The following is a 26,884-nucleotide window of genomic DNA, read 5'->3' on the forward strand; positions in this document are numbered from 1 at the left end:
TGTAACACTTCGTAATATAATTGTAAAATGTTTTTTAGACAATTTGTTTTTTAACACTTGTTTTTTCCTCTACCGCAACGTATGCTTAAGATAATTCATAGCAAAGGAGTTAGGTTAAATGACTTTATTAGCATTCGATATGGGTGGAACTGCCGTAAAATACGCCCTCATGGAAAAAGACGGTACTGTTTTAGAGAAAGGCAACTTCAAAACCCCAAATACTTTAGAAAAGCTTACCACAGAATTACAAAATGTCAAAAATACATACGCCAATCACACGTTCACTGGTGCTACTTTTAGCTGTCCTGGAGCCGTTGATAATGAAAGCGGTGTAATTGGCGGTGCTAGCGCGATTCCCTACATTCATCACTTCCCGATTAAAGCAATGCTGGAGGAAAAATTAGAACTGCCTGTCACGTTAGAAAATGACGCGAACTGTGCGGCATTAGCCGAAACATGGCTCGGTGTTGCTAAATCCGCGCAAGACATTTTATTTATTATCGTTGGCACTGGTATTGGTGGTGCGGTCATTAAAGACGGCAAAATCCATGCTGGCGCTCATCTTCATGGCGGCGAATTTGGCTATATGTTGATGAATGACAAACTAGAAACGTTAAGCGACACAGGAACAGCCGTTAATGCAGCAAGTCGAATTGCCAAAAGAAAAGGCCTCCCAACATTGAGTGGCCTCGAAGCTTTTCAGTTAAAAGAAAACAATGATCCAATCGCTGTGGAAGAAATTCAAACGATGTATCAAAATCTCGCAAAAGGAATTTTTAATTTACAATATGTCTATGATCCGGAAATGATTGTCATTGGTGGCGGCGTCAGCGAACGTGAGGACTTCCTGCCATCGATTCAAGCCGAGTTAGACAAACTACTAGCCAAAATTACCATTGCCAAAATCGCGCCTAAAATCATGTCCTGCGCCTTCGGTAACGACGCTAATCTTATCGGCGCTATAGCGAACTTCAATCAGGTTCATCCATAAACAAAAAATAATATCTTAAAACATCATTTACGTGTTTTAAGATATTATTTTTATTTTTTAACTAATTTCTCTGTCTCACCACGCGTAGCAAGTACTTGTTCCAGCGCAGCGAGCCATTTCTTTTGTTTGTTGATGATAAATTGATATTGTTTGCCATCTTTTGTTTCCACATTCAGCAAATTCGACAACATGTCGCGACCTAACACCTTCGTCATAGCCCCCTCAATTCGAATAATATCGTCAAAGGGAATCGTTAAGTCTTCTGTAAAATAATCATTCGGTTTATGAATCAAATACGTTGCTGTAATGAAAAGCTTTCCTGGTACTGGCTTGAAACCATTTTTTAAATTGGCTAAGCCTTTGTAGATAACGTCAACCGTTTCTCCCATACATCATCACCCTCGTCCTTCTTTTCCCATTACTATTGTATCAAAAATAACCTTAAATTTGTAGCAACTTCCGACGTATTCCATGCTGTTCACATTTCCTTAACATTTATCCACGTTTTTTTACAAAAAGGCTTGGCATAAGGCTTTAAGAAGCTTAGAATGAAACTATGTAATACATGCTTGGCTTTTTTGAGAGGGGCTAATTAACTTGCGCGCAATTATTTATATCGGCAATGGAACACAACTGGCAGATGGTAATGCAGAATTTCACCAATTTATTAATCAAATGAAAAAGAAACGACCTGAAAAAATTCAAGAACTCGGCTTCCTAAGCATGAGCTATCCTACCATCGAGATTGCCTGTGAGAAAGCAATCATCGCAGGAGCTACAGACTTAATTATCGTTCCTGTATTCCTATTTTCTGCAACAAATATCAAACATGAAATCCCTGAAATTTTACGTTCTGTAGAAGCAAAACACCCAGAAGTCACCATTAAGATGACAAAAACATTCGGTTTTGACCCTGAAATAATTACATTGGCGGAGCAAAATATCTTACAAACGAACATCGATCAAGATGCCGCCGTCCTATTAGTTGGTCTTGGAAGCACGCACGATCAGGAACCTGCTAATCGACTTTACAGTGTCGCACAACTCCTCGAATCGCAACTACATTTCCCCGTTTTCCATAGCGAAATCAAAGGCGAACCTGCGTATTCCAAACAACTCGCACAACTTCTTTCCAGCTATCCAAAAATCTATATTATCCCTTATTTCCTATTTACCGGTGCCCACGTTGTCACCATCGACCAAGAGCGGATGTGCTTACAAAAACAATATCCAGACGCAGAAATCGTGGTTTGCGAATCTTTCCACTATCACCCGTTGTTAGAACAAGCCGTCCTGCACAAAATCGCAGAATTAGTAGGCGAATAAGTATAAAAGCATGAGTCAAGCAAAGCCTCCACTTACAAGAAGGATTGCAGTAGCTCATGCTTTTTATTTATCTAGGAACAAGTACTTCCAAATGTTCTTTCAAAACTTCAATCTTGATTGGGAACGTATCACCAGGGTCCCCGTCCACATTCACCTTCACTTCAGGCTCCGTACAATCAATCTCAAGCGTTGTTGTCGAGAAGTACATCACGCCATCCGCTTTTTTCAAAGTTCCTAACGCGATTTGTGGTAAAATTTTGGCCGCGTCAATGATGCCTAATTTCGTAATAATGAAGACGTGAATCAATCCGTCATCGACTTCCGCTTCTGGCGCCCATTGCTCCATACCGCCCACAGAATTCGTCAAACTCGCAATGACAAGGGCAGCCTCACCCTTCCAGTCACCTTCATCATACTTTATTTCAAAATCCAATAACTCATGCCGCGAAAATGCCTTCAAACCTTCCGCAAAATAAGCAACTGAACCAAATCGTGTTTTCTGCTCCACGCTCACTTTATCGACAGCTTCCGCAATCATGCCAGCTGCCAACACGTTCATGAAGTACGTATCACCAATTTTGCCGATGTCCATCGTGCGCTTCGTCGCTGTTTCTAGCGCCTTAATCGCCTTGTCTGGCCGCAAAGGAATACCGAGCGAACGAGCCAAATCATTCACCGTCCCAAGCGGTATAAAGCTAAACGCCGGTCTGTTTTCCTGCTCCGCCAAACCATTAATAACCTCATTTAGCGTCCCGTCACCGCCCATCGCTACCACGACATCAAATCGTTCCTGTGCCGCTTGTCTTGCAAATTCTGTTGCGTCGCCGCCTTTTTGAGTCTCTTTGACCACTACTTCACGATAACGCCTAAATAAAGCTTTCCGTGCTTTTTCCGCGTAAACTTTTCCTTTTTCCTTACCAGAAGAAGGATTCACTATTAACATTGCTTTTTCCATTATGTATCACTCCCCAACGTTACTCTAATACATTATACCCCGTATTCCGTATAAAAAAACAGCAAAACCACATTTTCAAATCATTATTACTTGAAAAATTGTACATTTGGCGTTACAGTTAAAGCATAGTATTTCACTAGGATATACAAGGAGGAACGAAAAAATGGAACGCGTCACCTTTAAAAACGAAGCTGGTTTATCATTAGTTGGTCATTTTTATGCTGCTCCTTCTAAGTCCATCGTCATTATGACGCACGGTTTTTTATCTAATAAATCATCCAGCGGTCGCTTCGATAGTTTTGCCTTAAAACTGCAACAAAATGGCTATAATGTATTAACCTATGATTGTGGCGGCTACGGCGAAAGTGACGATACCGCGATTCATTTCGATAAGCAAGTCACCGATTTACAAGCCGCAAAACAGTTCAGCCAGTCGCTTGGCATGGAGAGGTTCGCCTACTGGGGTCATAGCCTCGGTGGTCGGTTATCGCTAGCCTGTTATCAGGATGATATTGATACGATGGTTTTGACGGGACCTGTGACGGGGGCGATTTTTTATCAGCATGTCGATTATTTTTCGCAAGAGCAGATTACGCAGTGTGAGTGCAACGGCAGCATGATTTTTTATGTCGATGACCCTTGGCGCTCGGAAATTGTGCTAGACAAACAAATGCTCACCGATTTTGACACGATGGATCAACAAGCAACATTAGCGGGCGTTCATTGTCCGGTTTTAATTATTCACGGCACGAAAGGTGCACTCGAACAAGAACTTGCCCAGATTACAAAACAAGGCCTAAACTTGTTTCCAGAAGGTTCGAAACTGATTGAGCTGGACGGCGCCGATCATGGCTTTATGGAACAACTAGATGAAATCGAAACACTAGGACTCCATTGGTTGCATCAACAATTCGCATTACAATAAAAAACAGCTTGAAATCTGGATATGCGTCCGTGATTTCAAGCTGTTTTTCTATTGTAAGGCGGCTTGCATCGACATTCCTGGTACCATCCGCACGCGAGGTAATGTGTACATGCCGTCTTCCTTATTCGCTTTGCCAGGTTGTGTCGTGAAGCCCATCGTATAGCCAGCCGCTTCTGCTGCGCGCTTTGTGTCTTCGTTGTAACGACCAACAGGATAACAGATAGTGTTCACCTTTTTGCCTGTCAATTGTTCCAATGTAGCTTTAGAATCTTTCAATTCCGCTAGTTGCTGACTGTACGTCAATGTGTTTAACTCCTGATGATGCACCGTATGACTCTGCATCTCAATGCCATTATTGCTCATTTCTTTCAAAGCCGCTTCGTCAAAATGGTTATTTTTCGCGATTTTGTCTGTAATAACAAAAATATTCGCTTTTAGTCCGTATTTCTTCAAAATCGGATAAGCATTCGTGTAATTGTCTTGATATCCGTCGTCAAACGTGATAACAATTGGCTTCTCCGGCATGTTCTTCCCTGTTAGAAGCAACGTATCCAACTCTGACAAAAATAGCGGATGATAGCCATTGTCCGCGAGCCATTTCATTTGCGCATCGAATTCTTGCGGCGGCGTAATGAGGTTATTCTTTACATTCTCATTGATAGAATGATACATCAAAACAGGGATTTGCAAAGTTTCCGGGTTCACATCTGTACCAGTCTGCATAACTGTCGGCTCTTTTTTCTGTGGTTCTTGCACCGGTTGGTTATGTGGTGCTGGTTCTTGTTGTGCTTGCTGTTCTTGACCACACGCACCAATAAATAGGCAGGCCACGACAACCGCAATGGTTCCTAAAAATCGTTTCATCTAGTTGCTCCTTCTTTCATCTAAAAATAAATAAAATCCGATCATTAATAATTTGCTTCACAATCGCACGTGCCTCGTCAAACTTATGAAACTCGATAAATCTGCCACATGCAATATAATTGTCCAATGTCTTATCAAATAACTTCATCGCTGACTGAAAAACATCCGGTTCCCCAAATTCCAATAAATCATCGTAAAATTGATTCACGACTTGCAAATAATATTCATTCTTCGCATAACTGAGTATTTCATTGATAAACCAGCGTTGATACTCCATACATTCACGGTCTGTTGGGTTTTCAATACTTAAAAACTTCGCAACCATATCAAACAAATGCTGATTACTAAAATTCAACGACTTCGCTTCAATTTTGTCAATCGTCGCAATCATAAATAACTCCATTACATCCAGCATTTCGATATAGCGCTCTTTTGTGATGGCACAATTTTTGACGATAACGCCTTTGTAGTCTTCGAATTCTAAATAACCGTCGACGGTCAGCATCGCAAAAGCCTTACGTACCGGTGTTCTACTCAATTCTAATTCCCTCGAAACATCCGCTTCAATCAGTCGTTGTCCAACCTGATACTCGCCACAACGGATTTTCTCCTTAATCATGCGATGCGCCTTACTTTCTAACGTTTCTTGCCCTGTTTTGCTCATAGATAGACCCCTTTTAGTTCATTTTTCAAGAAACCTGTCAGCTTAGAAAAAAGCCTTCTCCCCAATAATTTCTCGCAAAATATCATTATTCTGAATCACTAATTCCATCTCTCGGTATGGCTGGTATTCTGTGTTTTTTTGCGCCACATAACTTGCGCGAAGCTCTTTAATATCGCGTACTAAAGCCCTTTCGTTCCGCTTCTTAGCATCGACAACATGAGAAACAACATAGCTAATGCCTCGCAAAACAACGGCGCTAACAACCACAAGAATAGCAAGCAACACGGCCAAGAAAATGCGGTGTCCTTCTGGATTTGCCTCTAAAATAAAAACAGCTCCAAGCGCTGCAAAAAGCAACACAACGAGTAAAATAGCCGTATTTTTTATCGTCACGATTTTTGTAAAAGAAGTAGTGTCTTCTTCAATCATTTGCTGCAAAACCGCCAGTTCTTCTGGTGATTGAAAACCGTTGCGCGCCAAATAATTCCGAAGCAAACATAATTTTAATAGTTGCAACTTCTGGAAATCACGAATTCGGTATCGTTTCCACAGGACTTTGCGAGCTTTGCGTACAATGAGCACGTAGTAAAACAAAATTAAAAGCACTGCATAAATCGCAATCCCCATCCACAAACCATTGATACCGTAGGCTAAACCAAAAGCAATGGGAAACGCCAAGCAAAGAACCATCGTCAAACAAAAGCCGACAATATGCTGCATCATGAAATAATATATTAAATTATAATTACTCAGCTTTGTCCGATAAAACCGAATTAATTTCTCCCCTGCCATATGCCCATCATTCCCTCTTATTTCTATCATTCAAGTTTATCACGTAAAGCCAAATATTAAAAGCGCTAGATGTAGATAATCTGTCCAAATAAAAAAGACACCCACCTTTTTTGGTAGAGTGCCTTATCTTCAATTAGTCGTCTTGTTCTGTTGACAATACTGCTAATGTTTTTGCATCTAATTTAATATCGAATGTTTGGTTACCATTGATGATTTTTACTTCGAAATATGTTTGGTTCATTTCACGCTCAATTGTCCATTCGGAGACAGTTCCTGATTGCTGTTTTAGCGCGGCTGTCATTGCTTCTTGTGGCGTTTTGATGCCGTTTAGGTCTAGTTTTTCATTTGCTCGCTCTTTGCCGTTCGCATCTTCTGCATCTAATTTCTCGTTGTTATCTTGTAAAATTGCTTTCGTGTCCGCATCGAATTTCATTTCGTATTCGTTGTTATCGTCCACGCCGTCGATCGTGTAAACATATTTGCCAAGTTCTTGAGACAGCTCAACAGATGTCACGTCAGCTTCTGGATGCTTGTTCTTGAAAATTTCAATCGCGTCTGTGTAGCTCATGGAGAATTTCTTATTGTTTAAATCTACCGTATTGTTTGAATTACTATTGGAATTTGAGTTAGAATCCGTTGTTTGCTCTGTGTTGTTGTTGCTATTTGATGAATTGTTCGAATTTGCATCGTCATCCCCACACGCTGCGAGCGCCCCGACCATCACCGTCGTCATTGCTAGTACACTAATTTTTTTCCACATAATTTCTCTCCTACTTTCTTTTGTTTATAGTAACAGTCTAACATTTAGCTACTATGCAATACATCATACCAGAGTCTTATTTATGCTCAGATTGAAAAAATATGTGTCGCTAATTCCGATTTCGTTATTTGACCAAAGTAAAGAGATACGTCGAGCTGTGTTACAAATGCGGCTAAATCATTTTGCGTGTAAGGCATTCCTTGCAGCTGCTTCTCCACATCCTGAATATCTCCTGTTGCGAAAAAGTCGCCGAAAATGCGGGCGGACTGGATTCTACCGTGTTCGACTTGCAACTGCATCTCCACTAAACCACCAGGGAATTTATGTTCTTTTTTAATATTGCATTTCGGTGATTTACCGTAGTTCCACTCCCAGTTTTGATAGCGTTGCTGCTGGATTTCGGTGATTTTTTGCCAATCGGATGGTGTGAATGGGTAGGTTGGAATGTCGGATGATTGGAAAATATGTTGTAGTAGAACTTGCTTGAACGCTTGAATGTCCATATCTTTGGCTAGATGTTCTCGGATATTGGTTACGCGGGAGCGGACGGATGGGACGCCTTTTGCTTTTAGTTTGAGCGGGTTGACGTGAAGCGCTTTGGCAACGTTATCTAGTTGGACGTCAAAAAGTAATGTACCGTGGCTATAAAGTCTGCCTTTTGTTGTGAACTGGGCGTTTCCTGAGATTTTTTTGCCTTCGATTTCAATGTCGTTCCGGCCATTTAGTGTTGCATTTAGGCCAAGCGATTGCAGTGCCTCAATAACTGGTTTTGTGAAACGCGCGAAGTTATGGAAAGCATCGCCATCGTCCTTCGTAATAATACTAAAACTAATATTGCCTTCATCATTGTACACCGCACCACCGCCAGAAAGCCTGCGCAAGACAGGAATTTGATGTTCCTCCACATAAGCCGTATTAATTTCCGCGAGCGTATTTTGATTTTTCCCCACAATAACAGTTGGGTGCATACGGTAAAACATGAGGCACGTTTCATTTTCGTCCAGATGCCGCAACGCAAATTCCTCTATCGCGAAATTTCTCGTCTGGTCTAAGCAATCCCCATTATCAATATAAATCATTCCTATTCTCTCCCTAGAAAAAAGGACTTGAAACATAAGTTGCGCTTCAAGTCCTTTGTTATTATTTACTGTGTAGTGTGATGAGTGGCATTTCAGGTTCATTGAAAACGCGCGGTATTATTGTCGCATTCCCGATGCCGCGGCTTACTATCATTTGCTTGCCATCTTCTTCATGAATACCGGCAGTCAACTTCGGCATGAAACCTTGGTGCGGCGCATAAAGACCTTCTGTATACGGCAACCGCACTTGACCACCATGAGCATGTCCACAAAAAACAAGATCAATCGGTGCTTGTTGATAAATCGGCCATTTCTCCGGTCGATGCGATAACAAAATCGTAAACTGCGAATCAGGGATTCCAGCTGTTGCTTCTTTTATTTTGTGTTGGACAATGACTTCTTCTAACATAATTTCTTCATCGCGGCTCAAATCGTTCGGTTTATCAATCGCGATACTCGGGTCATCAATACCTGCAATCGCAATGGATTTCCCATCACGCGTTATATACGCATGATCGTTTTGCAAGTAGGTAACGCCCATTTTGGCAAGTTCAGGAAGTAAATCTTGTAAGTTCGCACTTCTCGCTTCGTGGTTGCCGGTCACATAATAAATCGGGCAGACTTTGATTAATTTGCGCATCAGTGTTACCGCAATATTAATGCCTTCATCGCCATCTAGCAAATCGCCCGTCACGACAATCGCGTCCGGCTGAATCGCCCAGATTTTCTTAATTAAGCGGTGATTGTAGCGACCAAATACACTACCATGAATATCTGATAGTTGCAAAATTCGCAAGCCGTCAAGCTCTGGCGCGATTTTGGAAGACGTAATGTTATATTCTGTCGTTCTTAATTGTTTCGTTGACCAGTACGCATAGCCCGTAAAAAGGAGCGCAGCGGCACCAGTTGCTTTTAAAAAAGGTTTTTTCATAGCTTTTTGATTCCTTCACAATAGTTTCCCTCATTATAACAGAGAAATTCAAGATTCGTCTTCTATTTGCGTCTCTTTTTCAATGAAAGCGTTAAATTTCATACGATCTGCTTGTTTCGCGTTCACTTTTATACGCGTTCCCTCTTCTTCATACGCTGTTTCCAAAACTTCGGCATGCTCGTTCAAATATGATATAACATCGCCGCGTTCAAATGGGACATGCAATGTGACAACTTCATAGTCGCCAAACACGTGCTCTGTAATCATTTGTACTAAAATATCTAAGCCTTCTTGTTCCTTAGCCGACATATAAAGCGTATCGCCTTCACGACGAGGATACATCGTGTTTAGCGCCATATCAGCCTTGTTAAATGCATAAATAACCGGAATATCGACAACATCCATTTCTGCTAGCGTTTCTTCGGTCGTTTGCATCATCGCTTGAAAATGCTCATGTGATACGTCAACTACGTGAATTAACACATCGGCCATCGCAGCTTCTTCCAATGTCGAACGGAAAGCTTTTACCAAATGATGCGGCAATTTACTAACAAAACCAACCGTATCCGTTAGCAAAAATTGCTTCTTATCTGGCAAAATAATTTCGCGAACACTCGTCTCAAGCGTCGCAAAAAGCATATCTTTCTCAAAAACTTGCTTATGCGTCGATGTGCTGTGTGCCGAAACCATCGCGTTCATAATCGTAGACTTCCCAGCATTCGTATAGCCGACTAGGGATACGATTGGGATTTCATTTTTCTGGCGCTGGCGTCGTTGCACTTGTCGTTCAGCAACAAGGCCATCTAATTCTTTATTTAGCTGGCTAATTTGTTGCTTGATGCGGCGGCGATCCATTTCAAGTTTCGTTTCTCCAGCCCCACGGTTTTTTAGCCCGCCTTTTCCGCTTTGTTGGTCCATTCCTTCACCTTGACCTACCACTCGCGGCAACTCATATTTCAAACGCGCGACTTGAACTTGCAGCTGCGCCTCTCTTGTTTTTGCCCGATCCGCGAAAATATCTAAAATCAAACGCGTCCGGTCCATCACTTCGATTTCTAACAATTCTTCTAAATTACGAATTTGCGAAGGAGAAAGTTCATCGTTGAAAATAACTAAATCAACATCTTCATAGTCCGCTAGTCCTTTGATTTCGTCTACTTTTCCTTTACCTACGTATGTTGCTTTGTTTGTGCGATCGATTTTTTGCGTAATGACGCCGACTGGTTCAATCAAATTCGCTTCCGCTAAATTCGCCAGTTCTTCCATCGAATAGTCAAAATTGGCTTGATTCATCGTTATTCCTACTAATATCGCTGTTCTTGTCATTGTTCATTCCTCCAGTGTTTTATTCTTTTACACGTGCGAGGGACTTTTGTGACCTTCCAATTGAAAGCGCCAACTATTAAGTTATGACCATATTTAAGCATAACAAAAAGAAGCAAAAATTCATCTGCTCCCCCTGTTAAATACCGTTGCGGCTTAAAAATTTCAAAGCACGCAACCTATTTATTTTAGTATCACAACTAAAAATGGGTTCCTTCCTGTAAAGGCAGACCAATCCCGTTCGAGTGTAGAACATATTCTATCAAATGTATTCTAAACTCAATCTCGCACTATTTAATTACTGTTTGCGAATTTGGAATTCTAAGTCTAACACTCCACATTTGGCAACCCTCCGTTCACTTTAATTAGTCACATTGTAACATGTTGGAAAACGGTTGGCAAGTGCTAAATGAGTTTGGAAAGCCAATATGTATCGTAATATTCATTTCCTATCATGAAAGAATCACGATGTGTGCCTTCAATTTCATAGCCAAGTTTTTGATATAAACGTAGGGCTTTTTGATTTTCACATAAAACACCGAGTTCGATACGACGAACGATGCCACGACCCCTAGCCCACGTTTCCATGTGCTCGAATAAACGCGTTGCAACGCCTTGCCCCCAATAATCTTTCAGCACCCCAACCGCAATGTAAATACTGTGCTGCATACGATTTGGCGGATTCCCATCAGCAATCAAAAAGCCAACCAAGCTCTCCGTTTCCATATCCTCAGCCACTAAAATAATCGAATACGGCAAGTCCGCGAAGTATTCCAATCGCTTCTTCGCATCTTTCGTTGAAATCTCTCGCTCCCCAGCGCCGTACAACATATAATCCGTCTCACCATCAATCTGTAATTGCATTTTGGCAAACCGCTTCGCATCATACTCACAAGCTTCCCGAATCTGAATCACTGGCGCCACCTCCTCCAAAAATTATTCTTTGTTTAGTATAACAGAAAAAAGACGATCAATAAAAAATCAACCGTCTTTCAAAAATTAATTGGGGCGTGTTACTGTAAAAACATCGCCAAGTTTCGCATAATCATTCCCGGCTAAACGCGCTACAGGAGCCATTTTTGCGGCATCAATATAATGTTTTTCCTCATCAAAAACCGTGTTATCAAATACATAATAACTGACTTTCGCCAAAATTAAATCCGTCACGACTTCCCCAGCCTCGTTTGGAATCGGAATGTGCTGAAAAAGCTTGGCTTCCATCCGAATTTTCGCCTCTTGTATCGCAGGCGTTTTCACACTTACGCTCGGCGTTATCGTTAACTTAGTCCGCAATAATTCATTATCATTTGGCGCAAGTCTAGCAGCCGTCGCGTTCATGTCTTCCGTCAACGCCTCATCAACAAGGTGAATCACCAACTCGCCCGTTGCAAGCACATTGCGCGCCGTGTCCTTCATCATGCCACCATCTCGCTGAATCGCTAGCGACACAATCGGCGGATTACTCGACACCACATTGAAAAAACTAAACGGCGCCGCATTCAAAATACCGTCTTCCGAAACCGTCGTCACAAAAGCAATCGGCCTCGGAATAATCGCCCCACTCAAAAATTTATAATGATCCTTCGCGTCTAACGTCGCTGCATCAAAAGCTATCATAACAGCGTCCCGTACCAATCTCTAGCCGCCTCAACTTCTGGCAGCGTCAACTGATGCCCCTGCTGCGTCCAAACATCCGTCACAACAGCATCTCGGTCCACCAACAAATCAATCAATTGTTGCGAACCTTCCGCACTAATCAGCGGATCATTCACACCCGCCGTCAAAAAGACCGTCGCATCAGCAAGCGAAAAGTCCGGCATCGCAGCACCAGAAGGCATCGCGTGAAACAAAATCGCCTTCCTAAAACCATCTTCCCTTGTCAAAATCGCGTTCGCCGCAATGTTCGCACCATTCGAATACCCGACCGCAATCGCGTTCTCTAGCCTAAAATCATATTCCGTCGCCAATTTTGCCGTCTGCACCATGAGCTGTTCCGTTTTCTCCGCTAAGCTTTCCAAGTCAAACGACCCGTCCGCATACCGCGCAAAAAACCGATTCGCGCCCTGCTCCGGCACATCCCCACGAAAAGCCAGCACCGCAGCATCCGGCGCAATCAATTCCGCAATCTGAAGTAGCGAACGCTCATCGCCTCCCGTCCCGTGAAGCAGAACAAGTGGCGGTAACGCAGGATTTTTGCCTGGAATAAAAATGTGTTCCATCATATTTACTAACCCCTTTTCGTGTTTAATGGTCGAACCTCAGCCTCAATCGCGGCCCGCTTGCTTTCCAAAAACGGCGGTAAAGACAACTTCTCACCCATCGTCTCATACGGCTCATCTTGCGCAAAACCAGGACCATCCGTCGCAAACTCAAACAAAATCTGTTGCGAAACCGGCATGTATAGCGATTCAAAGTAGAAACGATCCACGTAACCAGAATTCGGCGCTTGAAACTCATTCGCACGCGCAATCCATTTCTCAAGTTCCGCATGATCTTCCACTCGGAACGCCACGTGATGCACATTGCCATACCCTTGCATAGCCGGCAAAATATCCGTCCGTTCCTCCACAATGACTTGCGCACCATTCCCGCCTTCGCCGACTTCATATAAATGTTCGCCACCCTCCGTTGCCACTTCACGGAAACCAAGAATCACCGTCAACACTAAGCCGATATTTTCCTTATTTTGCACTGTCAAATACACTGGGCCCAAACCATAAATCGCGAATTCTGCAGGTACTGGTCCATTTTTCCAAGGAATTCCTGGCGCCACACCTTCATTATTCTCATCCGAAATCAACTGCAATGACTGCTCGTCAAAATCGCGGAATCCCAACACTTTCTTACCGAAACTTTCCGTAATCGCATCATGATCCACACCTAGAGAATCAAAGCGTTCCACCCAATAGTCAAGCGCCGCATCACTTGGCACACGGAACGATGTTTTCGAAATACTATCCGTGCCCTTACGACCTTTCGGCAAATTTGGAAAATCAAAGAACGTCATATCCGTTCCCGCTGAACCAGCATCATCCGCAAAAAATAAATGATACGTCTGAATATCGTCCTGATTCACCGTTTTCTTCACTAATCGCATACCTAATGTTTCCGTATAAAACGCATAATTTTTCTCCGCACTACTTGTCATCGCCGTTACATGGTGGATTCCTTTTAATTCTTTCATTTGTCATTCTCCTTTAAATTAGATTCTATTTGTTCCCGTTTCGCTTCCAAAAATGGCGGTAAAGCCAATGTCTCGCCTAACGTATCAACTGTTTCATCAATCGCAAAACCCGGCGTATCGCTCGCAATCTCAATCATCAAGCCATTCGGTTCGCGGAAATACAAACTCGTAAAATACGCCCGATCCACAAACTCTTCCACTTTCAGTCCAGCATCTAACACCTTCTGATGCCACATAGCCACAGCTTCCTTCGACGCCACCCGGTATGCCACATGGTCAATACTGCCACGTCCCATCCGCGTCTGCTTATCCGAATCCGTCGCCACAAAAGACGTAAAGCCATCTTCCGGTAACGCCAAAAATTCCGTCGCAAAATCCGTCAAACGCGCCGTATCACGAACATGCCAATCCAATCCCAGCACCCGAATAATCTGCTTATCCGCCGGAATATCCGTATGCCGCGTCGCATTCTCCGTCGCAATCCGTTCATCTACCTCAACAAGCATAATCGCAAACGTATCCGCATCATCCAAGTAAAGTCCACGCTCCGTCCGCCGCATCACCGTCACATCTGCCGCCACACGCGCTTCCCAATAATCCAGTGACCCACGCGGAACCGCCAAATACGTCGTCCCATAATAATCCTGTTCCCGTCTGGCCCCGCCTAACCTTTTTATCTCAAAAAAAGTAAGCAACGTTCCCGGGTTCCCTTGATAGTCCCCATAAAACAAATGACGCATCCGCGTATTATTCTGATTCACCGTATTTTTCACAAGCCGCAAACCAAGCACTTCCGTGTAGAAATGTCGATTCAGCGCCGCCGATTTCGTAAACGCAGACACATGATGAATACCCGTAATCATGTTCGCCCACTCCTTTCTGTTATCTTTAAAAACAGTTTACCACTAAACTATAAAAGAGTAAAGCATTTTCTCTTACAAAAAGTAAGTGAACCAAAAAACAAACATTTCTACAACATCCGATTATCCGTATGAAACTCCTGAACAGAACTCCGATCATCCTTTGCATCATATTTTTCAAAATACCGATTCCCAGTATACTCCGAAATCACTTTTCGCCAAAAAGCTTGCGCCGCATAATTATTCTTCACTTGCAAAACACGCCATTTACCAGGAAACAAATCAAAAACTTGTTTCGCAGCAGCCCTTCCAACGCCCTGACCCGCATAATATTTCAGCGTGAAAAACTGCTCCACATTACTAAACTCACCGTTACTCCGGATTCGTCCAATAATTCGCAATCCCCATCTTCTTAAAAAGCCCATCCGCATTCACCCGCAACACTGGCACATACTGACTAAATTCATAATGATAAAACTGAATCAAATTTTGAAGCACATAATCCTCACTTTTTAATACCCGATTAAGCGTTACTTCCATTCTCTCTTCCCCATCCCTTACAATATAATTTAAACATCCCTGTTATTGTATCATCATTAGCGCCCTTGTTATAAGCAATCACTATCCATGAAACGATAAATCCGAGTATGCTACAATATAACATAATACGTAAAAAAGGAAGATAAACAAAGAGGAAGTCCATAGACGCAAATAAAACTACGTATCGAAAATCTAATCTCAGATTTCCGATACGTAGTTTTTCTATCAATATACGTCACGTTTCATAAATACCCAATAAGATACGATTAATCCAACCACAGTCCAAACGAGCAATGTCACAACAGAAAATCCGAGTGTCATTCCGTCAACCGGCGGGCTTGTGCCGTTTAAATAATTCGTAAGTTGCAAGTTTACCATGAATAAATATTTCGCGCTCGGCCACGATGAAACCAAATTACTCAAAATTGATCCGGTAATGAGCGCCGAAAGCATAATCCCCATGACCGCCGCCGTACTGCGAACAAGGACGGAGCACATCAGCGTCAACACGCCGATAACCATCGCTACAAGCCATGCCAAACCAAATTCCATCAATAAATACTGCCACATTGGTAAGGAATACACACCAGCCGTTCCAACCGTATCCCCGCTCACATCAAATCCCGTCAAAATCGGCGCTGTCCAGCCACCATAGCCAAACACCACACCCGAAATCGCATACGCAATCAAGGCCGAAGCGAGCAAAATAATCGAAACCGAAAGCATCATCGAAATAAACTTACTCGTCAAAATGCGCCATCGTTTCACCGGTCTGGTCAGCAAGAACTTAATCGTCCCACTTCCCGACTCAGACGAAATCAAATCCGCCGCAATCACCATGACAAACAACGGGAACAGCAATCCGATGCCATTTTCCACAAATGATTTTAAGAAAGTCGGTGCACCTGGTGAATTTGGGTTCACATCTTCATCCAAGTAATATTGCAGTTGCCCCAACGTTACGCGCATATACTTCTTATATTCATCGGGAATCCGATTCGAACTCAGCCGGTTTTCAATATCCACCACTTGCTGCTGGACTTGCACATGCCAATCCGTCGTTCCCGATTTCTTCTCCGTCTCCTGATGTTCCCGAAACTGCGCATACGTAAAAATACCAACAATAATCGCGACAAGAAACAAAATAATCAGGAGGCGCCGCTTGCGATAAAGCTTCAGTTGCTCATTGTACACTAAATTAATCAATGCCTTGCCCTCCTGTCAACTCAATGAATAAATCTTCTAATGATGGTGTGATTTTCTGCATTTCAAGCACTTGCACACCTGCACGAACCACGCGACTATTCCAAACTGGCAACTTATCCGCATGAAACGGCGTATATAGCGCTCCATCACGCTCTTCTACTTCCGTCATACTTTCCAAAATCGCCTTTCCTTTTGCCATAGGTTCAAAGCGCCATCTTGCTTTTTCACGATCCGACAAAAGCCGGTGCACATCGTCCGTTGCAATAATCTCACCTTGCGTCATAATCGCCACACGATCGCACAACAGCTGAATCTCACTCAGTAAATGCGAAGAAACTAGCACACTAATCCCTTGATCCTTCGCCAAAAAACGAATAAAATCGCGCATTTCTCGAATACCCGATGGATCTAACCCATTCGTCGGTTCATCCAAAATGAGTAACTTCGGATTCGACAACAACGCCTGAGCAATCCCTAAACGTTGACGCATCCCGAGCGAGTAAGTCGAAACCCGGTCATGTACGCGCGCTGTCATACCAACCAATTCCGCAACTTCATGCAACCGTTCTGGTGGAATCGTTTTATCCATCCGCGCAAAGTACGCCAAGTTCTCCCACCCCGTCAAAAACGGATAGAATTCCGGATTTTCCACAATACAACCAAGACTCTTCATCGCTTCCGTGAAGTTCTTACGAATATCTTTACCACCAATTAAAATCGTACCTGATGTTGGCTTAATCAATCCGACAAGCATCCGAATCGTCGTAGTCTTCCCAGCGCCATTCGGTCCTAAAAAGCCAAAAACTTCGCCTTCATTGACCTTGAAACTAATATCTTTAATAATCTGCCGCTTGCCGATTTTTTTATTTAAATCTTGTACTAAAAGCGCCGCCGTCATTTGCTATCACCTGCCCCATCTGTTGTCATTACGCTATTTAAGCGGTCCGCGAACAACTGATAGCCCGCTCCATTCGGATGAAAATGATCGCTTGATAAATATTTTTTACCGTTCAAAATGAAATAATCGTACGTCGGCACATAAACTACACGCGAAAACTTGCTTGCCAAATTCTCCGTATCCATATTCCACTTCGACGCAATGTTCGCTAATTCGACGCGATTTTTCACATCAACGAACGGATTATACAAACCGAGATGATACACGACAGCATCTTTATTCAGCTCGCGAATCCGTTTATAAATTTTCTCCAAATTGTTTAAATACGCCGTCTCATTCTTCTGAATTTCCGCCGCATTCAAATTCTCAAGCGCTGCACCACCGCGAAACAAATCGTTCCCGCCAATCGTCAAGAAAATCACATCGGCATTCGTCACTTGTTGCCCGATTTCTTTTTGTCCGAGCTGGGCCAGCAACTGGTTGCTTCGTGCGCCACTGATGGCAAGATTGGACAGCGTTACGTTTGTGCCGTCTTTTTCAAGCGTATCAATGACACGGCGGACATAGCCTTTGCCATCCGTATCGCCCACGCCTGCTGTTAATGAATCGCCGAGTCCCGTCACTTGGAATTGCGATGCTTTTTTGACATCTGTTTTTGTCTCTGTTGTTGTCGTTGTACTTTTACCTGTTTGACCTAGTGCCACTGCGACGATTCCGCCTAGGCAAAGCAATAATGCCAATACCGAAAGCCACGTCATCATGACAACCCATTTATTTCGTTTCAAGTTGTTTCCTCCTGTTCGCCTCTTTTAGCCCCACCAATAAATAAGAGGAAGCCTACAAATCCGATAATTCCTATAAACAATGGCAATAATGCTTCCATCGTTAATCCTGTTCCGTTCGGTTGCCCTGTATTAAATTGCAACCATCCGAATAATAATTCCCGCAACGCAATTCCCATTCCAACATAAGCAAACACTCGCTGCCATTTGACGAATAAAAGAACTGCCAAAACAATAAAGCCAAGCGCTACAAAAAGATATTCCCCAATCGCAATCATCGCTGGATAAAAAACCATCGTATCAAAAGTAGCACCGCTCCATTTCTCCACACCTAAGTACGTCTGATATCGCAAAATCGCTAACACAAGACCTAACCCCGCACCAAGGAGTAGCAAAACAAAACCGCTGACCGTTACCATTCGATTCTCCGCTTTTGGCAAAATCGGTTCCGCTTCAATCGTATAAAAAAGAACAAACGCGGAAAACATCGCCAGCCCTGCAATTAAACATAAGAGATTCGCATTTTGAATATTCACAGTTTCTTCTACACCCATCACCGCACGAATAACAAAATATGTGAAGTAGGTGACAAATAACAGACTCACAACTACTTCGGTTCCCTTTAATTTATAGCCAGCATATGAAAGCACCGCTGTTACAATCATAATAACCGCTAACCCTAATTCGACTGTCCAATAAATACTAGACCGTTCTTGATTTAGTAGCAAGATGTAAAGCACCCGTCTCACCGCTCCAAGCCCCGTCGTCACTCCAAGCATTAGCATTAACGCTATACCAATTTGATGTCGATAATATTTACGCATCCCCTTATCAGCCCCTTTTTACGAACAAACTCACTTTCGCTTAAGTATAGCAGAATTACCCGTAAACCTAAACAAAAAAGCCAGCACCGCGTAAAAACCAATCCATTGTTGGCTCTTACCGGTTCTGGCTCTATTTTATTCCTCTGATTCGGCTAATTTTTCTTGCCAAAGTTCTAAAATCACTTCTAATTCTTCTTTAATATCGTCATTTGTCATTTCGTCTTTAATATCGACAAGCTCCAGTTCCTCAAGCTCAATCGTATCCAAGCCATATTTCGACGCTTCATCCGCCATAATCCAAGGCAACGCGCCTGGTGACTTCATCTTAATCGCGAATTGGTATTTGTTTTGAATACCGCGTAAATCCATGCTCGCTGCCAAAACATATTTCCCTGTTTCGCGGCTCACAAAGCGGTACACACCGGCCCGATGCTTCGTCTGCTTATATTCATTGATCATTTTCTTCTTCGTATCTCGGTCCATGCTCACTTTAATAACCTGCTTCCTTCAAAATTCGACTTAACGTGCGCAACCGCTCACTTAAAAGCTCATCGCTATCGGTCATCGCTTGCTGGAACAACGCAATGTCCTCATCAATTCTTTCATTATCATCACAAACCGCAACCGTCATCGCGTCACCTTGCAAGCCAATCCGGTCAATCTGCGGGTTCTCTTTATCATAAAAATTATCGTGTTTATACGCATCACGAAAATATAATGTCGAACGACTAATCAAAATCGCTAAATCTAACACACGGTGAAGCGGTAATTCTTCTGACTGGCGAGACCATTTCCCGCCCGTATGACGCCAAACTTTCGCTGAAATATCAACTTTGCCGCGATCATTCCATTGTGCCAAACCAAGTGACAAGCCTTTCGCATCTGAGTTGTAAGCGTATTTGCCATCCACATCATCGTAGTTCTCTGCGACAATCACTGGCTTATGTTTCAAATTTGTTGGGATATTCATGGTATCTCTCCTTTTAGTAATTTAGTAAATTAGTAACTTACTAAAAAATATTATAACAGCATTTACCACAAAAAGCAACCTAACAAAAAACACCACCTTATTTGGCAGTGTTAAATGTTATTTGGGCAGGAGTTGTAACTTCTGGTAGCGCAATTCGGTCGGCATTAATAATTTGAATTCGCCTTTGCTCGCCATTTATCGTGACATCGTACTCGCCTGCTTTCGGAATAACATATTCGTCCATTCCAGTCAGCCAATACGTTCCACGCTTTTCAATCACTTCTCCTTCTATAAAATAAGGATGTCCTAGCAAAAACTTCGCCGTCGCAAAATCCCCGTCAGCGATTGCCGCACGAATATCTGTGGAACTGATTTTGTGGGCGTGATCTTTGACAAACGGTACTTCCGTTACTGGTACAGAGCGTTCGCCGCACAAATTAATGAGCAAATCGACATCTGAATCGCGTCCTTTTCCGAAGTTGAAGCTTTCGCCAACCACGATATGCCGTAAGTTTAGTCCTCGTAAATGCTCACGAATAAATGTTTCTGCGGAGTTCTCGGCATATTTTGTTGTGAATAAAATGTTGTATACTTTGTCCACACCGTAATGTTCCAACCAATAGAACTTGGCGCTGTCTGGCGTAATCGCGCGCTGATATGCTGGGTCTTTTCGTAATGCCCATAGCGGATGCGGCGTAAAGCAAACAATGGCTAACTTCTCTTCTTTAGCACACAATGCTTTAGCCTGCTCCAACAAGTGCTGATGCCCTTTATGCACCCCATCGAACTTGCCAATCACTAGAATTACCGGATCATCACTATCTGGCAACTTATCTGTCACTTGAAAAACTTCCATTCCCGACCACTCCTCTTCTCTACAAAGATACCCCATTCGAAGCATTTTTAACAACTTCTTTGCTCTAAAACAATTCACTAACAAATAGTAAGCAACTAGTTTGAATTCACTGTTTAAAAACGCTATACTAGAAGGAGTGTCATAGTACTTTTTAGGAGGAACAAATCATGAAAGTAGAAATTTGGTCGGATTTTGCATGTCCGTTTTGTTATATTGGAAAACGTAATTTTGAGGCTGGTTTAAAGGAATTTGGCAAAGATGTGGAAGTGGAATATCGTAGTTTCGAGTTAGATCCAAACGCGCCAGTATCGTATGACCAAACAATGGACGAGATTTTAGCAGAGAAATACGGCATGACGGTCGAAAAAGCGAAAAGCATGAACGATCAGGTAAGCGCACAAGCTGCAACGGTTGGTCTTGATTATCACTTCGATACGATGATCCCGACAAACACGTTCGACGCTCACCGCCTATTACAATTCGCAAAAACAAAAGGAAAATCTGAAGCGTTAAAAGAAACATTGCTTCACGCCTATTTCACAGAATCCAAACATTTAGGCGACCACGAAACATTGGCCACACTTGCCCAAACAGTTGGCCTAGACAAAGCAGAAGTGTTGGCGATGCTAGCAAGTGATGCTTACGCCACAGACGTTCGCGATGATGAACAAACTGGCGCGGCGCTAGGCATTCAAGGCGTACCATTCTTTGTTATCAACGAAAAATACGGCGTTTCAGGCGCACAACCAGCAGAAAGTTTCAAAGAAGTGCTCGATAAAGTATGGAAAGAAGAAAATCCGCTAACCATGCTTGATGGCGACGGAGATCAATGCTGTTCTGGCGGTTCCTGTAATTGCTAAACCATGATAAGAGGTTAGGACAAAACTCAAGATAAAGCAAAACCGCCGAGCCACTTACTTTGGGTAAGACGAAAAATTTTGCTTTACACAAATCGAGCGAAAGCGTTTGTATTCAGGGAGTTTGGTGGAAGCCGGAAGCGGAGCGTACTGGTGTACGTGAGAACCGGAAGTCCGCCAAACTCCCTGAATGCGAGCGCTTCTCGCCGATTTACTTGGGCTATGTCCCAGACTCTTGATAAAAGCGACATCCCAGCTAAAGTGGAGTGTCGCTTTTTTTGCAATTTAAATTTCGCTTGAAGTTCCTGCGGATGAGTCCGTATCTGGATTTATCGATGCGCCAGAATTGGCATCTGTGTCGCCGCTTTGATCAGAGGTGCTCCCACTTTGCCCGCCTGGTCCTCCGCTTGGTGGTGTACCATATGTTTCATCGGAACCTCCCATTTGAGATTGGCCGTTATTTGGCATATTTCCTTGTCCATTCATCCCGTTCTGATTTTGCTGAAATAAAGCGAACCCCATAAAAGAGATTGTAATGAGCGAGACGATGCTCACAATGATGGTACTCCACTTCCATTTATTCACTGTTTTCTTTGGTGTCTCAAACTGATTTTCCATGCCATCTTCAGCTCCTTTCCATTACATTTATCTTATCCAATAAATAAGAAAAAACTATGAACGAGCCATGAAATTTATAATAACTTTCTAAAATGGCATTTCTAACGCTAATAACCATTGTTTGCGTTCAACATCACTGCCGTTATACCCACCGATTTTCCCGTCTGCTTGAATCACGCGATGGCACGGAATAATGATTGGAATCGGGTTAGCATGATTGGCTTGCCCCACAGCGCGTACTGCTTTTGGACTCCCCGCAAGTTCCGCGATATCTCTGTAAGAAACGACCTCCCCATACGGAATTGTCCGCAACGCCTTCCAAACACGCATCTGGAAATCCGTTCCCACTACTTCAATTGGAACCGTAAAATCCTGAATTTCGCCTTTGAAAAATTGCTGTAATTCCGCTTTCAATTCACGCATCAGTGGTGTTTCTTCAGCTGAAATCGCTTCGTGTTGCGCTATAAAATCGGCTTTATCATACGAAATATAGTTCACTGTATCATCAGAAACGCCTAAATATATCTTTCCAAGCGGCGAGTCTATTTCATTTACATAAAGCAACATTGCGCCCCCTCCTTTTCGTCTCTTTCAACATAGCACAGCCTTCATTTGATGACAAGCGCTATCGGCAACGTTACAAGCCTATCATTGAATTGTTATCTCATTGTAGAATAGCTGTCACGTTGCTATGAGAGAATAAGCTTGAATTGGGGGTTAAAATATGGACAAATCACTTAAAAATCGAAGTTTTTACTTTGATAACGCCAAATTCTTACTTATTTGTCTCGTCGTTTTTGGACATTTATTGCAAACATTTATCGCAGCTTCTGATCATTTAAAACTGCTTTACGTCTTTATCTATACGTTTCATATGCCAGCTTTTGTCCTAATTTCAGGATATTTCGCTAAAAATTTCCGAAAACCGGGCTATTTACTTAAGACATTAAAAAAATTAATCTTACCGTATTTGTTTTTTCAGACGGGATATACGATTTTCTATTATTTTTTATTTCAGGAAAATAGTTTTTCGTTGAAGTTGCTTTATCCGGAATGGTCTTTGTGGTTTTTGCTGAGCTTGTTTTTTTGGAATGTGATGTTGCTTTCGTTTTCTAGATGGCCAGCTTGGGTCGGGATATCGCTTTCGATTGGTATCGGGCTTATGGCGGGGTATTTTGATATTATCAACGGGTATTTGAGTTTATCGCGGACATTTGTGTTTTTTCCGTTCTTTTTAGTTGGTTTTTTCCTTAAGAAAGCGCATTTTGCATTTGCTCAGACAGTGGCTGCGAAGTATGTGGCGTTGCTTGTGTTTTTCGTTGCAGCTTGTTTGATTGCGCTTCATCCCGAGATAGAGGAGAATTGGTTTCTTGGGTCTAAGCCGTACGATGTTTTCGTTGATTCAAATGCCGTTGGTGCCCTTGCGCGTAGTGCTGTTTATGTCATAAATTTTGTTATGATTGCTAGTTTTTTCTGTTTGATACCGAAAAGACGATTATTCTTCACGAAATGGGGTAAAAATACTCTGTACGTATATTTATTGCACGGCTTCTTTATTAAGTACTTTCGTGAAGAGGCTGCGAGTGATTTCATCGGTAATTCGCAAACGTTCTTGTTGGTTCTCATTATTTCATTCGGATTAACCGTTTTCTTGTCTAGTTCGTTTGTAACAGCGATGTGGCAACCGATGATTGAATTGCGAGCGTCAAGGTGGAAGTCATTTTTTATACGTAACGCATAAGTTGATTTTCAAATGTGTAAGAAAGAAAACATGGACGAAATCACAGACAGGGGGAGAAAAATTATGTCAAGAACAGCGGAATTAGTTCTCGGGCTCATTGGCTCTATCGTAGGATTGGTTGCTGGTTTTTGGATTGTAGGGTATGGAGACAATATTTCGGACTACATCCAAACATTCACGTATTTAAATGGAGCACTAGGAGATGAAATTGCGACACTAGGCTGGGTAACGGTCGTGGCGTCAGCGCTAGCACTCATCGCTTCGTTGCTCATTAAAAAAAGCCCGCGCGGTTGGGGCGTTTTACTCGTACTTATCGGTATTTTAATGTTCTTCGTAATCGGCCAAGCTTGGATTATTTCTGGAATCTTATTAATTCTTGCAGGCTTGATGGGTATTTTCCGTGTACCTTCGCCGAAATACTAAGAAACAAAAACTAGCAGAATGCTTGTCGTTCTGCTAGTTTTTATTGTATCATTGCATCAGGGAAGGAATAATGTGACAAAGGAGGTTATTTGATGCAACCTTATTTATTCCCGATTGAAATTGCGTTGCTTGTTTTTCCAGTTCTGGCCTTCTTTTTGACGTTGCCATTTGCGATTTATCAATATCATAAATTTGGTGGCTTACATTTTTTGCGGAACGTGGTTTTGTATACGTTTATTTTTTACTTGTTGTGCGCGTTGTTGCTTGTTTTGTTGCCATTACCAGATCCGGATGATGTGGCGAAAATGACGGGTTCACCTGTGCAATTAGTGCCTTTTAAGTTTGTTCATGATTTCATGACGCATACGACGCTCGTTTGGGATGACCCGAGTACATATTTGGCGGCACTGACGCAAGCTGTTGTGTTGCAGCCTATCTTTAATATTTTGTTGATTATTCCGCTCGGTGTTTATTTGCGCTATTATTTCCGCTTTTCGTTTTGGAAGACGACATTGTTTTCGTTTTTGCTTTCGTTGTTTTTTGAAGTGACGCAGTTGACGGGGATTTACGGGATTTATCCGCATGCGTATCGGCTTTTTGATGTCGATGATTTGATGCTGAACACGCTTGGTGGGATGGTTGGTTTTGCGATTGCACCGATGTTTACGAGTTTATTACCGACGCGAACGAAAATGGATGAGGCGACGTATATTAAGGGGCAACAAGTCAGTTATTTGCGCCGTTTTCTAGCATTTTTGGTAGATTGGACGATTTTGCGTTTTGTGACTTGGGTGCTTGGAGTCGTTCATGTACTGCCGTTTACAACGCTTGAAATCGATGGTGGCTCGCGATTTACGCAAATTTGGTGGTTATTGTTGGTTGTATTTCTTTACTTCATCTTGCTACCGGCATTCACGCATGGACGCACACTCGGAAAAATGCTTGTACGCATTCGCATCGTTTCGACGACGCCATCTGATAAGGCGACATTGTGGCAACTGTTGGTTCGTAATGGGTTATTGTATTATGTGACGCTAGCCATTATTATTTTCCCGCTCAATCCGTTTTTCGTGGATCATTTGCCGCCCGTTCTCTTTTTAACCGTGCTCGGTGTCGGGATTGTAAGTGCGTTTATGTTTTTCATTCATTTTTGTATTAACTTCTTCTCGAAGGATCGCCAGCTTTTTTATGAAAAATTAAGTCACACGATGCATATCAGTACATTTAAGAAAAAAACATGAGAAAAGGCTCGTTTAGAAATCGCGATGTATGCGCGAACTAAACGAGCCTTGTTTTTAGTTATTCGATTGTTGTGCTATCGTCTGATGTACTGTCATTGCCGTACAATGATTTGTAGTAGCTTGCTGTTGATTCTGAAATGATTTTTTGCAATTGTTCGGTGGAAATAACGTCAGATGATGATGGGAATTTTGGAAGTTTTGCGGAATCTGTCGTTTTTAATGTCATTGTAAAACCGAGTGTTTCTGGCTTGTCTTTGTCTGTTTCAGTGATTTTCACTTTCATCGTCATATTCTTGATGTTGTCGTCTTTGTCTGGTGTGATTGTCACGTCTACAGTGATTTTAGCTTTGGAATCTTTTTTCATTTTTTGAATCGCGTCGTCAATGGATTTCTTCATAGAGTCGAATTGTTTGTCAAACTCGTCAGCAGAAACACCATTTGCTTCAAAAATTGTTTTTAGGTCTGCTTTGACATCTTTGTCATCTAGTAATTTAGATAGGTTGGTCGCCAATTTTGTGATATCGTCTTGTGTTAGTTTGACTGTAACATCGCCGTTATCGTTTTCTGTGAAGCGGTCTTCTGGCAAACTATTGAAATAGTCATTGACTGTTTTTGTTACTTTTTTAGATAGGTCTTTGCTTGCTTTTTCGACTTCTTTTGAGTCTGCAGCTTCTTTCTTAGCTTCTGTACCAGAAAGATCTTCGGCTAGTGATGTAACTTCTACGTATTTCGTTGCTAGGTCTGGATTCTCTTTTTTGATTTGTGAGAACATGCCGCCTGTTACTTGATCTAGTAACGCTGTCAGATTGCCTTTATCATCGTATAAATCCGCTAATGGGAAATATACTTTCTCTGCTTTAGCGTCTACAAGTAAGTCCAAGTTTACGTCTAAGTTCACTAAACCTGCTGTTTTTACTGCGATTGTTGTTGCTGTTTTCTGTGCTTTTTGGTCATTGGCCACGGTCATTTTCAAAGATAAACCGTCTAACATGACACCTGTTTGGTCTGCTTTTAACGTTGCCGGTAATTCATCTACTTTAAAACCGATTGTCGTTGTTGATTGATCCGCTGGCTTCGATGCTTTATCTACGCTTTTTGTAAACGTTTCCTGCGGTGTATTTCCGCAAGCAGCTAACACCAAACTCATTGCAAGCGTTAATACTAAAAATACTAACTTCCCTTTTTTCATAACTAGAAACCTCCACTCTCTTTGTATAGTCTCAATTTACCATAAATATAGCCCTAACTCAATCAAAAATAGTAATGTTCACAAT

33 protein-coding genes are annotated in these 26,884 nt (G+C 42.3%); 7 read left to right on the plus strand and 26 right to left on the minus strand.

Features of this window, described 5'->3' with window-relative positions; genetic code table 11:
• Positions 1–118 precede the first annotated feature (118 nt).
• The gene (locus EP57_RS09515) at positions 119–991 is read left to right on the plus strand and encodes an ROK family protein (RefSeq protein ID WP_036086096.1); all 873 of its coding nucleotides are present in this window, start codon (positions 119–121) and stop codon (positions 989–991) included.
• Between the two features lie 50 nt (positions 992–1,041).
• Here EP57_RS09515 and EP57_RS09520 read toward each other — a convergent pair whose 3' ends face one another.
• The gene (locus tag EP57_RS09520; RefSeq protein WP_036086099.1) at positions 1,042–1,380 is read right to left on the minus strand and encodes a GRAM domain-containing protein; all 339 of its coding nucleotides are present in this window, start codon (positions 1,378–1,380) and stop codon (positions 1,042–1,044) included.
• A 208-nt stretch (positions 1,381–1,588) separates the two neighbouring features.
• Here EP57_RS09520 and EP57_RS09525 point away from each other — a divergent pair, with 208 nt between their 5' ends.
• Positions 1,589–2,317, plus strand: coding sequence for a sirohydrochlorin chelatase (locus EP57_RS09525; protein ID WP_036086100.1), 729 nt, complete (start codon positions 1,589–1,591; stop codon positions 2,315–2,317).
• Between the two features lie 67 nt (positions 2,318–2,384).
• Here the strand turns inward: EP57_RS09525 and EP57_RS09530 are convergent, their stop codons facing one another.
• Positions 2,385–3,272 carry a diacylglycerol/lipid kinase family protein gene (locus EP57_RS09530; RefSeq protein ID WP_036086103.1) on the minus strand — a complete coding sequence of 296 codons (888 nt, stop codon included), beginning with the start codon at positions 3,270–3,272 and terminating at the stop codon, positions 2,385–2,387.
• A gap of 163 nt (positions 3,273–3,435) precedes the next feature.
• Between EP57_RS09530 and EP57_RS09535 the strand changes: the two genes are divergently transcribed.
• A complete protein-coding gene (locus EP57_RS09535) occupies positions 3,436–4,197 on the plus strand; it encodes an alpha/beta hydrolase (protein ID WP_036086106.1) in 762 nt (253 codons plus the stop codon).
• A gap of 48 nt (positions 4,198–4,245) precedes the next feature.
• On the opposite strand, the gene EP57_RS09540 is transcribed toward EP57_RS09535, so the two are convergent.
• The 21 genes from EP57_RS09540 to EP57_RS09635 all read right to left on the minus strand — a co-directional run bounded on the left by EP57_RS09540 (position 4,246) and on the right by EP57_RS09635 (position 20,730).
• On the minus strand, positions 4,246–5,061 hold the full coding sequence (locus EP57_RS09540) for a polysaccharide deacetylase family protein (RefSeq protein WP_036086108.1): 816 nt from the start codon (positions 5,059–5,061) through the stop codon (positions 4,246–4,248).
• Positions 5,062–5,077: 16 nt separating this feature from the next.
• A complete protein-coding gene (locus EP57_RS09545; protein WP_036086110.1) occupies positions 5,078–5,725 on the minus strand; it encodes a GntR family transcriptional regulator in 648 nt (215 codons plus the stop codon).
• Positions 5,726–5,767: 42 nt separating this feature from the next.
• Positions 5,768–6,547 (minus strand): hypothetical protein, encoded by a 780-nt coding sequence (locus EP57_RS09550; RefSeq protein ID WP_143812837.1) that lies wholly within the window; start codon positions 6,545–6,547, stop codon positions 5,768–5,770.
• A 103-nt stretch (positions 6,548–6,650) separates the two neighbouring features.
• Positions 6,651–7,277: a PepSY domain-containing protein gene (locus tag EP57_RS09555; RefSeq protein ID WP_036086114.1), complete on the minus strand. Its 627-nt coding sequence runs from the start codon at positions 7,275–7,277 to the stop codon at positions 6,651–6,653.
• An 86-nt stretch (positions 7,278–7,363) separates the two neighbouring features.
• Positions 7,364–8,356, minus strand: a complete 993-nt coding sequence (locus EP57_RS09560; RefSeq protein ID WP_036086117.1) for a lipoate--protein ligase — start codon at positions 8,354–8,356, stop codon at positions 7,364–7,366.
• A gap of 61 nt (positions 8,357–8,417) precedes the next feature.
• The gene (locus EP57_RS09565; RefSeq protein WP_036086119.1) at positions 8,418–9,287 is read right to left on the minus strand and encodes a metallophosphoesterase; all 870 of its coding nucleotides are present in this window, start codon (positions 9,285–9,287) and stop codon (positions 8,418–8,420) included.
• A 48-nt stretch (positions 9,288–9,335) separates the two neighbouring features.
• Positions 9,336–10,613: a GTPase HflX gene (hflX, locus tag EP57_RS09570; protein WP_052167625.1), complete on the minus strand. Its 1,278-nt coding sequence runs from the start codon at positions 10,611–10,613 to the stop codon at positions 9,336–9,338.
• 402 nt (positions 10,614–11,015) lie between these two features.
• Positions 11,016–11,525, minus strand: a complete 510-nt coding sequence (locus tag EP57_RS09575) for a GNAT family N-acetyltransferase (RefSeq protein ID WP_077916825.1) — start codon at positions 11,523–11,525, stop codon at positions 11,016–11,018.
• 84 nt (positions 11,526–11,609) lie between these two features.
• Positions 11,610–12,227 (minus strand): flavin reductase family protein, encoded by a 618-nt coding sequence (locus EP57_RS09580; RefSeq protein ID WP_036086122.1) that lies wholly within the window; start codon positions 12,225–12,227, stop codon positions 11,610–11,612.
• Positions 12,224–12,829 (minus strand): alpha/beta hydrolase, encoded by a 606-nt coding sequence (locus EP57_RS09585; RefSeq protein ID WP_036086236.1) that lies wholly within the window; start codon positions 12,827–12,829, stop codon positions 12,224–12,226. The genes EP57_RS09580 and EP57_RS09585 overlap by 4 nt, the downstream gene beginning before the upstream one ends.
• An 8-nt stretch (positions 12,830–12,837) precedes the next feature.
• Positions 12,838–13,794, minus strand: coding sequence for a ring-cleaving dioxygenase (locus EP57_RS09590; RefSeq protein ID WP_036086125.1), 957 nt, complete (start codon positions 13,792–13,794; stop codon positions 12,838–12,840).
• A complete protein-coding gene (locus tag EP57_RS09595) occupies positions 13,791–14,657 on the minus strand; it encodes a VOC family protein (RefSeq protein ID WP_036086127.1) in 867 nt (288 codons plus the stop codon). The genes EP57_RS09590 and EP57_RS09595 overlap by 4 nt, the downstream gene beginning before the upstream one ends.
• Positions 14,658–14,764: 107 nt before the next feature.
• Entirely contained in the window at positions 14,765–15,055 is a 291-nt protein-coding gene (locus EP57_RS09600) for a hypothetical protein (protein WP_206539132.1), read from the minus strand.
• Positions 15,027–15,194, minus strand: a complete 168-nt coding sequence (locus tag EP57_RS17090; protein ID WP_206539133.1) for a hypothetical protein — start codon at positions 15,192–15,194, stop codon at positions 15,027–15,029. Before EP57_RS17090 ends, EP57_RS09600 begins: the two co-directional genes overlap by 29 nt.
• A 225-nt stretch (positions 15,195–15,419) precedes the next feature.
• On the minus strand, positions 15,420–16,400 hold the full coding sequence (locus EP57_RS09605; protein ID WP_036086129.1) for an ABC transporter permease: 981 nt from the start codon (positions 16,398–16,400) through the stop codon (positions 15,420–15,422).
• Positions 16,393–17,298 carry an ABC transporter ATP-binding protein gene (locus EP57_RS09610; protein WP_036086131.1) on the minus strand — a complete coding sequence of 302 codons (906 nt, stop codon included), beginning with the start codon at positions 17,296–17,298 and terminating at the stop codon, positions 16,393–16,395. Before EP57_RS09610 ends, EP57_RS09605 begins: the two co-directional genes overlap by 8 nt.
• Positions 17,295–18,083, minus strand: coding sequence for an SGNH/GDSL hydrolase family protein (locus tag EP57_RS09615; protein ID WP_036086132.1), 789 nt, complete (start codon positions 18,081–18,083; stop codon positions 17,295–17,297). Before EP57_RS09615 ends, EP57_RS09610 begins: the two co-directional genes overlap by 4 nt.
• A complete protein-coding gene (locus tag EP57_RS09620; RefSeq protein WP_036086134.1) occupies positions 18,080–18,904 on the minus strand; it encodes a hypothetical protein in 825 nt (274 codons plus the stop codon). The genes EP57_RS09615 and EP57_RS09620 overlap by 4 nt, the downstream gene beginning before the upstream one ends.
• Positions 18,905–19,039: 135 nt before the next feature.
• On the minus strand, positions 19,040–19,387 hold the full coding sequence (locus EP57_RS09625) for a GIY-YIG nuclease family protein (RefSeq protein ID WP_036086238.1): 348 nt from the start codon (positions 19,385–19,387) through the stop codon (positions 19,040–19,042).
• 7 nt (positions 19,388–19,394) lie between these two features.
• On the minus strand, positions 19,395–19,874 hold the full coding sequence (locus tag EP57_RS09630; protein WP_036086136.1) for a DUF6530 family protein: 480 nt from the start codon (positions 19,872–19,874) through the stop codon (positions 19,395–19,397).
• A gap of 97 nt (positions 19,875–19,971) precedes the next feature.
• Complete coding sequence (locus tag EP57_RS09635) at positions 19,972–20,730, minus strand: adenylyltransferase/cytidyltransferase family protein (RefSeq protein ID WP_036086138.1); 759 nt, start codon at positions 20,728–20,730, stop codon at positions 19,972–19,974.
• A 167-nt stretch (positions 20,731–20,897) separates the two neighbouring features.
• Here EP57_RS09635 and EP57_RS09640 point away from each other — a divergent pair, with 167 nt between their 5' ends.
• A complete protein-coding gene (locus EP57_RS09640) occupies positions 20,898–21,590 on the plus strand; it encodes a DsbA family oxidoreductase (protein WP_036086142.1) in 693 nt (230 codons plus the stop codon).
• A gap of 282 nt (positions 21,591–21,872) precedes the next feature.
• Here the strand turns inward: EP57_RS09640 and EP57_RS09645 are convergent, their stop codons facing one another.
• Together EP57_RS09645 and EP57_RS09650 are read right to left on the minus strand one after the other, a co-directional pair.
• Complete coding sequence (locus EP57_RS09645) at positions 21,873–22,205, minus strand: hypothetical protein (protein WP_036086145.1); 333 nt, start codon at positions 22,203–22,205, stop codon at positions 21,873–21,875.
• Between the two features lie 87 nt (positions 22,206–22,292).
• Complete coding sequence (locus EP57_RS09650; protein WP_036086147.1) at positions 22,293–22,772, minus strand: methylated-DNA--[protein]-cysteine S-methyltransferase; 480 nt, start codon at positions 22,770–22,772, stop codon at positions 22,293–22,295.
• Between the two features lie 157 nt (positions 22,773–22,929).
• Between EP57_RS09650 and EP57_RS09655 the strand changes: the two genes are divergently transcribed.
• The 3 genes from EP57_RS09655 to EP57_RS09665 all read left to right on the plus strand — a co-directional run bounded on the left by EP57_RS09655 (position 22,930) and on the right by EP57_RS09665 (position 25,610).
• Positions 22,930–23,946, plus strand: a complete 1,017-nt coding sequence (locus EP57_RS09655) for an acyltransferase family protein (protein ID WP_036086150.1) — start codon at positions 22,930–22,932, stop codon at positions 23,944–23,946.
• A 63-nt stretch (positions 23,947–24,009) separates the two neighbouring features.
• Positions 24,010–24,369, plus strand: a complete 360-nt coding sequence (locus EP57_RS09660; RefSeq protein ID WP_260442691.1) for a DUF4064 domain-containing protein — start codon at positions 24,010–24,012, stop codon at positions 24,367–24,369.
• A 92-nt stretch (positions 24,370–24,461) separates the two neighbouring features.
• A complete protein-coding gene (locus EP57_RS09665) occupies positions 24,462–25,610 on the plus strand; it encodes a VanZ family protein (protein ID WP_036086152.1) in 1,149 nt (382 codons plus the stop codon).
• 58 nt (positions 25,611–25,668) lie between these two features.
• On the opposite strand, the gene EP57_RS09670 is transcribed toward EP57_RS09665, so the two are convergent.
• Positions 25,669–26,799 (minus strand): Lmo2079 family surface lipoprotein, encoded by a 1,131-nt coding sequence (locus EP57_RS09670; protein ID WP_036086154.1) that lies wholly within the window; start codon positions 26,797–26,799, stop codon positions 25,669–25,671.
• Between the last annotated feature and the right edge of the window lie 85 nt (positions 26,800–26,884).

It is taken from the genome of Listeria booriae, from assembly GCF_000766865.1.
Taxonomy (GTDB): Bacteria; Bacillota; Bacilli; order Lactobacillales; family Listeriaceae; genus Listeria_A; species Listeria_A booriae.

What these genes read in the sequence shown, in the direction of transcription:
- EP57_RS09585 (WP_036086236.1), bottom strand. Translation starts at nt 12,829, where the DNA reads ATGGAACACATTTTTATTCCAGGCAAAAATCCTGCGTTACCGCCACTT.
- EP57_RS09625 (WP_036086238.1), bottom strand. Translation starts at nt 19,387, where the DNA reads ATGGACCGAGATACGAAGAAGAAAATGATCAATGAATATAAGCAGACG.
- EP57_RS09540 (WP_036086108.1), bottom strand. Translation starts at nt 5,061, where the DNA reads ATGAAACGATTTTTAGGAACCATTGCGGTTGTCGTGGCCTGCCTATTT.
- EP57_RS09610 (WP_036086131.1), bottom strand. Translation starts at nt 17,298, where the DNA reads ATGACGGCGGCGCTTTTAGTACAAGATTTAAATAAAAAAATCGGCAAG.
- EP57_RS09650 (WP_036086147.1), bottom strand. Translation starts at nt 22,772, where the DNA reads ATGTTGCTTTATGTAAATGAAATAGACTCGCCGCTTGGAAAGATATAT.
- EP57_RS09590 (WP_036086125.1), bottom strand. Translation starts at nt 13,794, where the DNA reads ATGAAAGAATTAAAAGGAATCCACCATGTAACGGCGATGACAAGTAGT.
- EP57_RS09635 (WP_036086138.1), bottom strand. Translation starts at nt 20,730, where the DNA reads ATGGAAGTTTTTCAAGTGACAGATAAGTTGCCAGATAGTGATGATCCG.
- EP57_RS09520 (WP_036086099.1), bottom strand. Translation starts at nt 1,380, where the DNA reads ATGGGAGAAACGGTTGACGTTATCTACAAAGGCTTAGCCAATTTAAAA.
- EP57_RS09655 (WP_036086150.1), top strand. Translation starts at nt 22,930, where the DNA reads ATGGACAAATCACTTAAAAATCGAAGTTTTTACTTTGATAACGCCAAA.
- EP57_RS09645 (WP_036086145.1), bottom strand. Translation starts at nt 22,205, where the DNA reads ATGGAAAATCAGTTTGAGACACCAAAGAAAACAGTGAATAAATGGAAG.
- hflX (WP_052167625.1), bottom strand. Translation starts at nt 10,613, where the DNA reads ATGACAAGAACAGCGATATTAGTAGGAATAACGATGAATCAAGCCAAT.
- EP57_RS09595 (WP_036086127.1), bottom strand. Translation starts at nt 14,657, where the DNA reads ATGATTACGGGTATTCATCATGTGTCTGCGTTTACGAAATCGGCGGCG.
- EP57_RS09620 (WP_036086134.1), bottom strand. Translation starts at nt 18,904, where the DNA reads ATGCGTAAATATTATCGACATCAAATTGGTATAGCGTTAATGCTAATG.
- EP57_RS09640 (WP_036086142.1), top strand. Translation starts at nt 20,898, where the DNA reads ATGAAAGTAGAAATTTGGTCGGATTTTGCATGTCCGTTTTGTTATATT.
- EP57_RS09665 (WP_036086152.1), top strand. Translation starts at nt 24,462, where the DNA reads ATGCAACCTTATTTATTCCCGATTGAAATTGCGTTGCTTGTTTTTCCA.
- EP57_RS09535 (WP_036086106.1), top strand. Translation starts at nt 3,436, where the DNA reads ATGGAACGCGTCACCTTTAAAAACGAAGCTGGTTTATCATTAGTTGGT.
- EP57_RS09670 (WP_036086154.1), bottom strand. Translation starts at nt 26,799, where the DNA reads ATGAAAAAAGGGAAGTTAGTATTTTTAGTATTAACGCTTGCAATGAGT.
- EP57_RS09580 (WP_036086122.1), bottom strand. Translation starts at nt 12,227, where the DNA reads ATGATAGCTTTTGATGCAGCGACGTTAGACGCGAAGGATCATTATAAA.
- EP57_RS17090 (WP_206539133.1), bottom strand. Translation starts at nt 15,194, where the DNA reads ATGGAAGTAACGCTTAATCGGGTATTAAAAAGTGAGGATTATGTGCTT.
- EP57_RS09550 (WP_143812837.1), bottom strand. Translation starts at nt 6,547, where the DNA reads ATGATAGAAATAAGAGGGAATGATGGGCATATGGCAGGGGAGAAATTA.
- EP57_RS09660 (WP_260442691.1), top strand. Translation starts at nt 24,010, where the DNA reads ATGTCAAGAACAGCGGAATTAGTTCTCGGGCTCATTGGCTCTATCGTA.
- EP57_RS09560 (WP_036086117.1), bottom strand. Translation starts at nt 8,356, where the DNA reads ATGATTTATATTGATAATGGGGATTGCTTAGACCAGACGAGAAATTTC.
- EP57_RS09630 (WP_036086136.1), bottom strand. Translation starts at nt 19,874, where the DNA reads ATGAATATCCCAACAAATTTGAAACATAAGCCAGTGATTGTCGCAGAG.
- EP57_RS09545 (WP_036086110.1), bottom strand. Translation starts at nt 5,725, where the DNA reads ATGAGCAAAACAGGGCAAGAAACGTTAGAAAGTAAGGCGCATCGCATG.
- EP57_RS09555 (WP_036086114.1), bottom strand. Translation starts at nt 7,277, where the DNA reads ATGTGGAAAAAAATTAGTGTACTAGCAATGACGACGGTGATGGTCGGG.
- EP57_RS09530 (WP_036086103.1), bottom strand. Translation starts at nt 3,272, where the DNA reads ATGGAAAAAGCAATGTTAATAGTGAATCCTTCTTCTGGTAAGGAAAAA.
- EP57_RS09565 (WP_036086119.1), bottom strand. Translation starts at nt 9,287, where the DNA reads ATGAAAAAACCTTTTTTAAAAGCAACTGGTGCCGCTGCGCTCCTTTTT.
- EP57_RS09515 (WP_036086096.1), top strand. Translation starts at nt 119, where the DNA reads ATGACTTTATTAGCATTCGATATGGGTGGAACTGCCGTAAAATACGCC.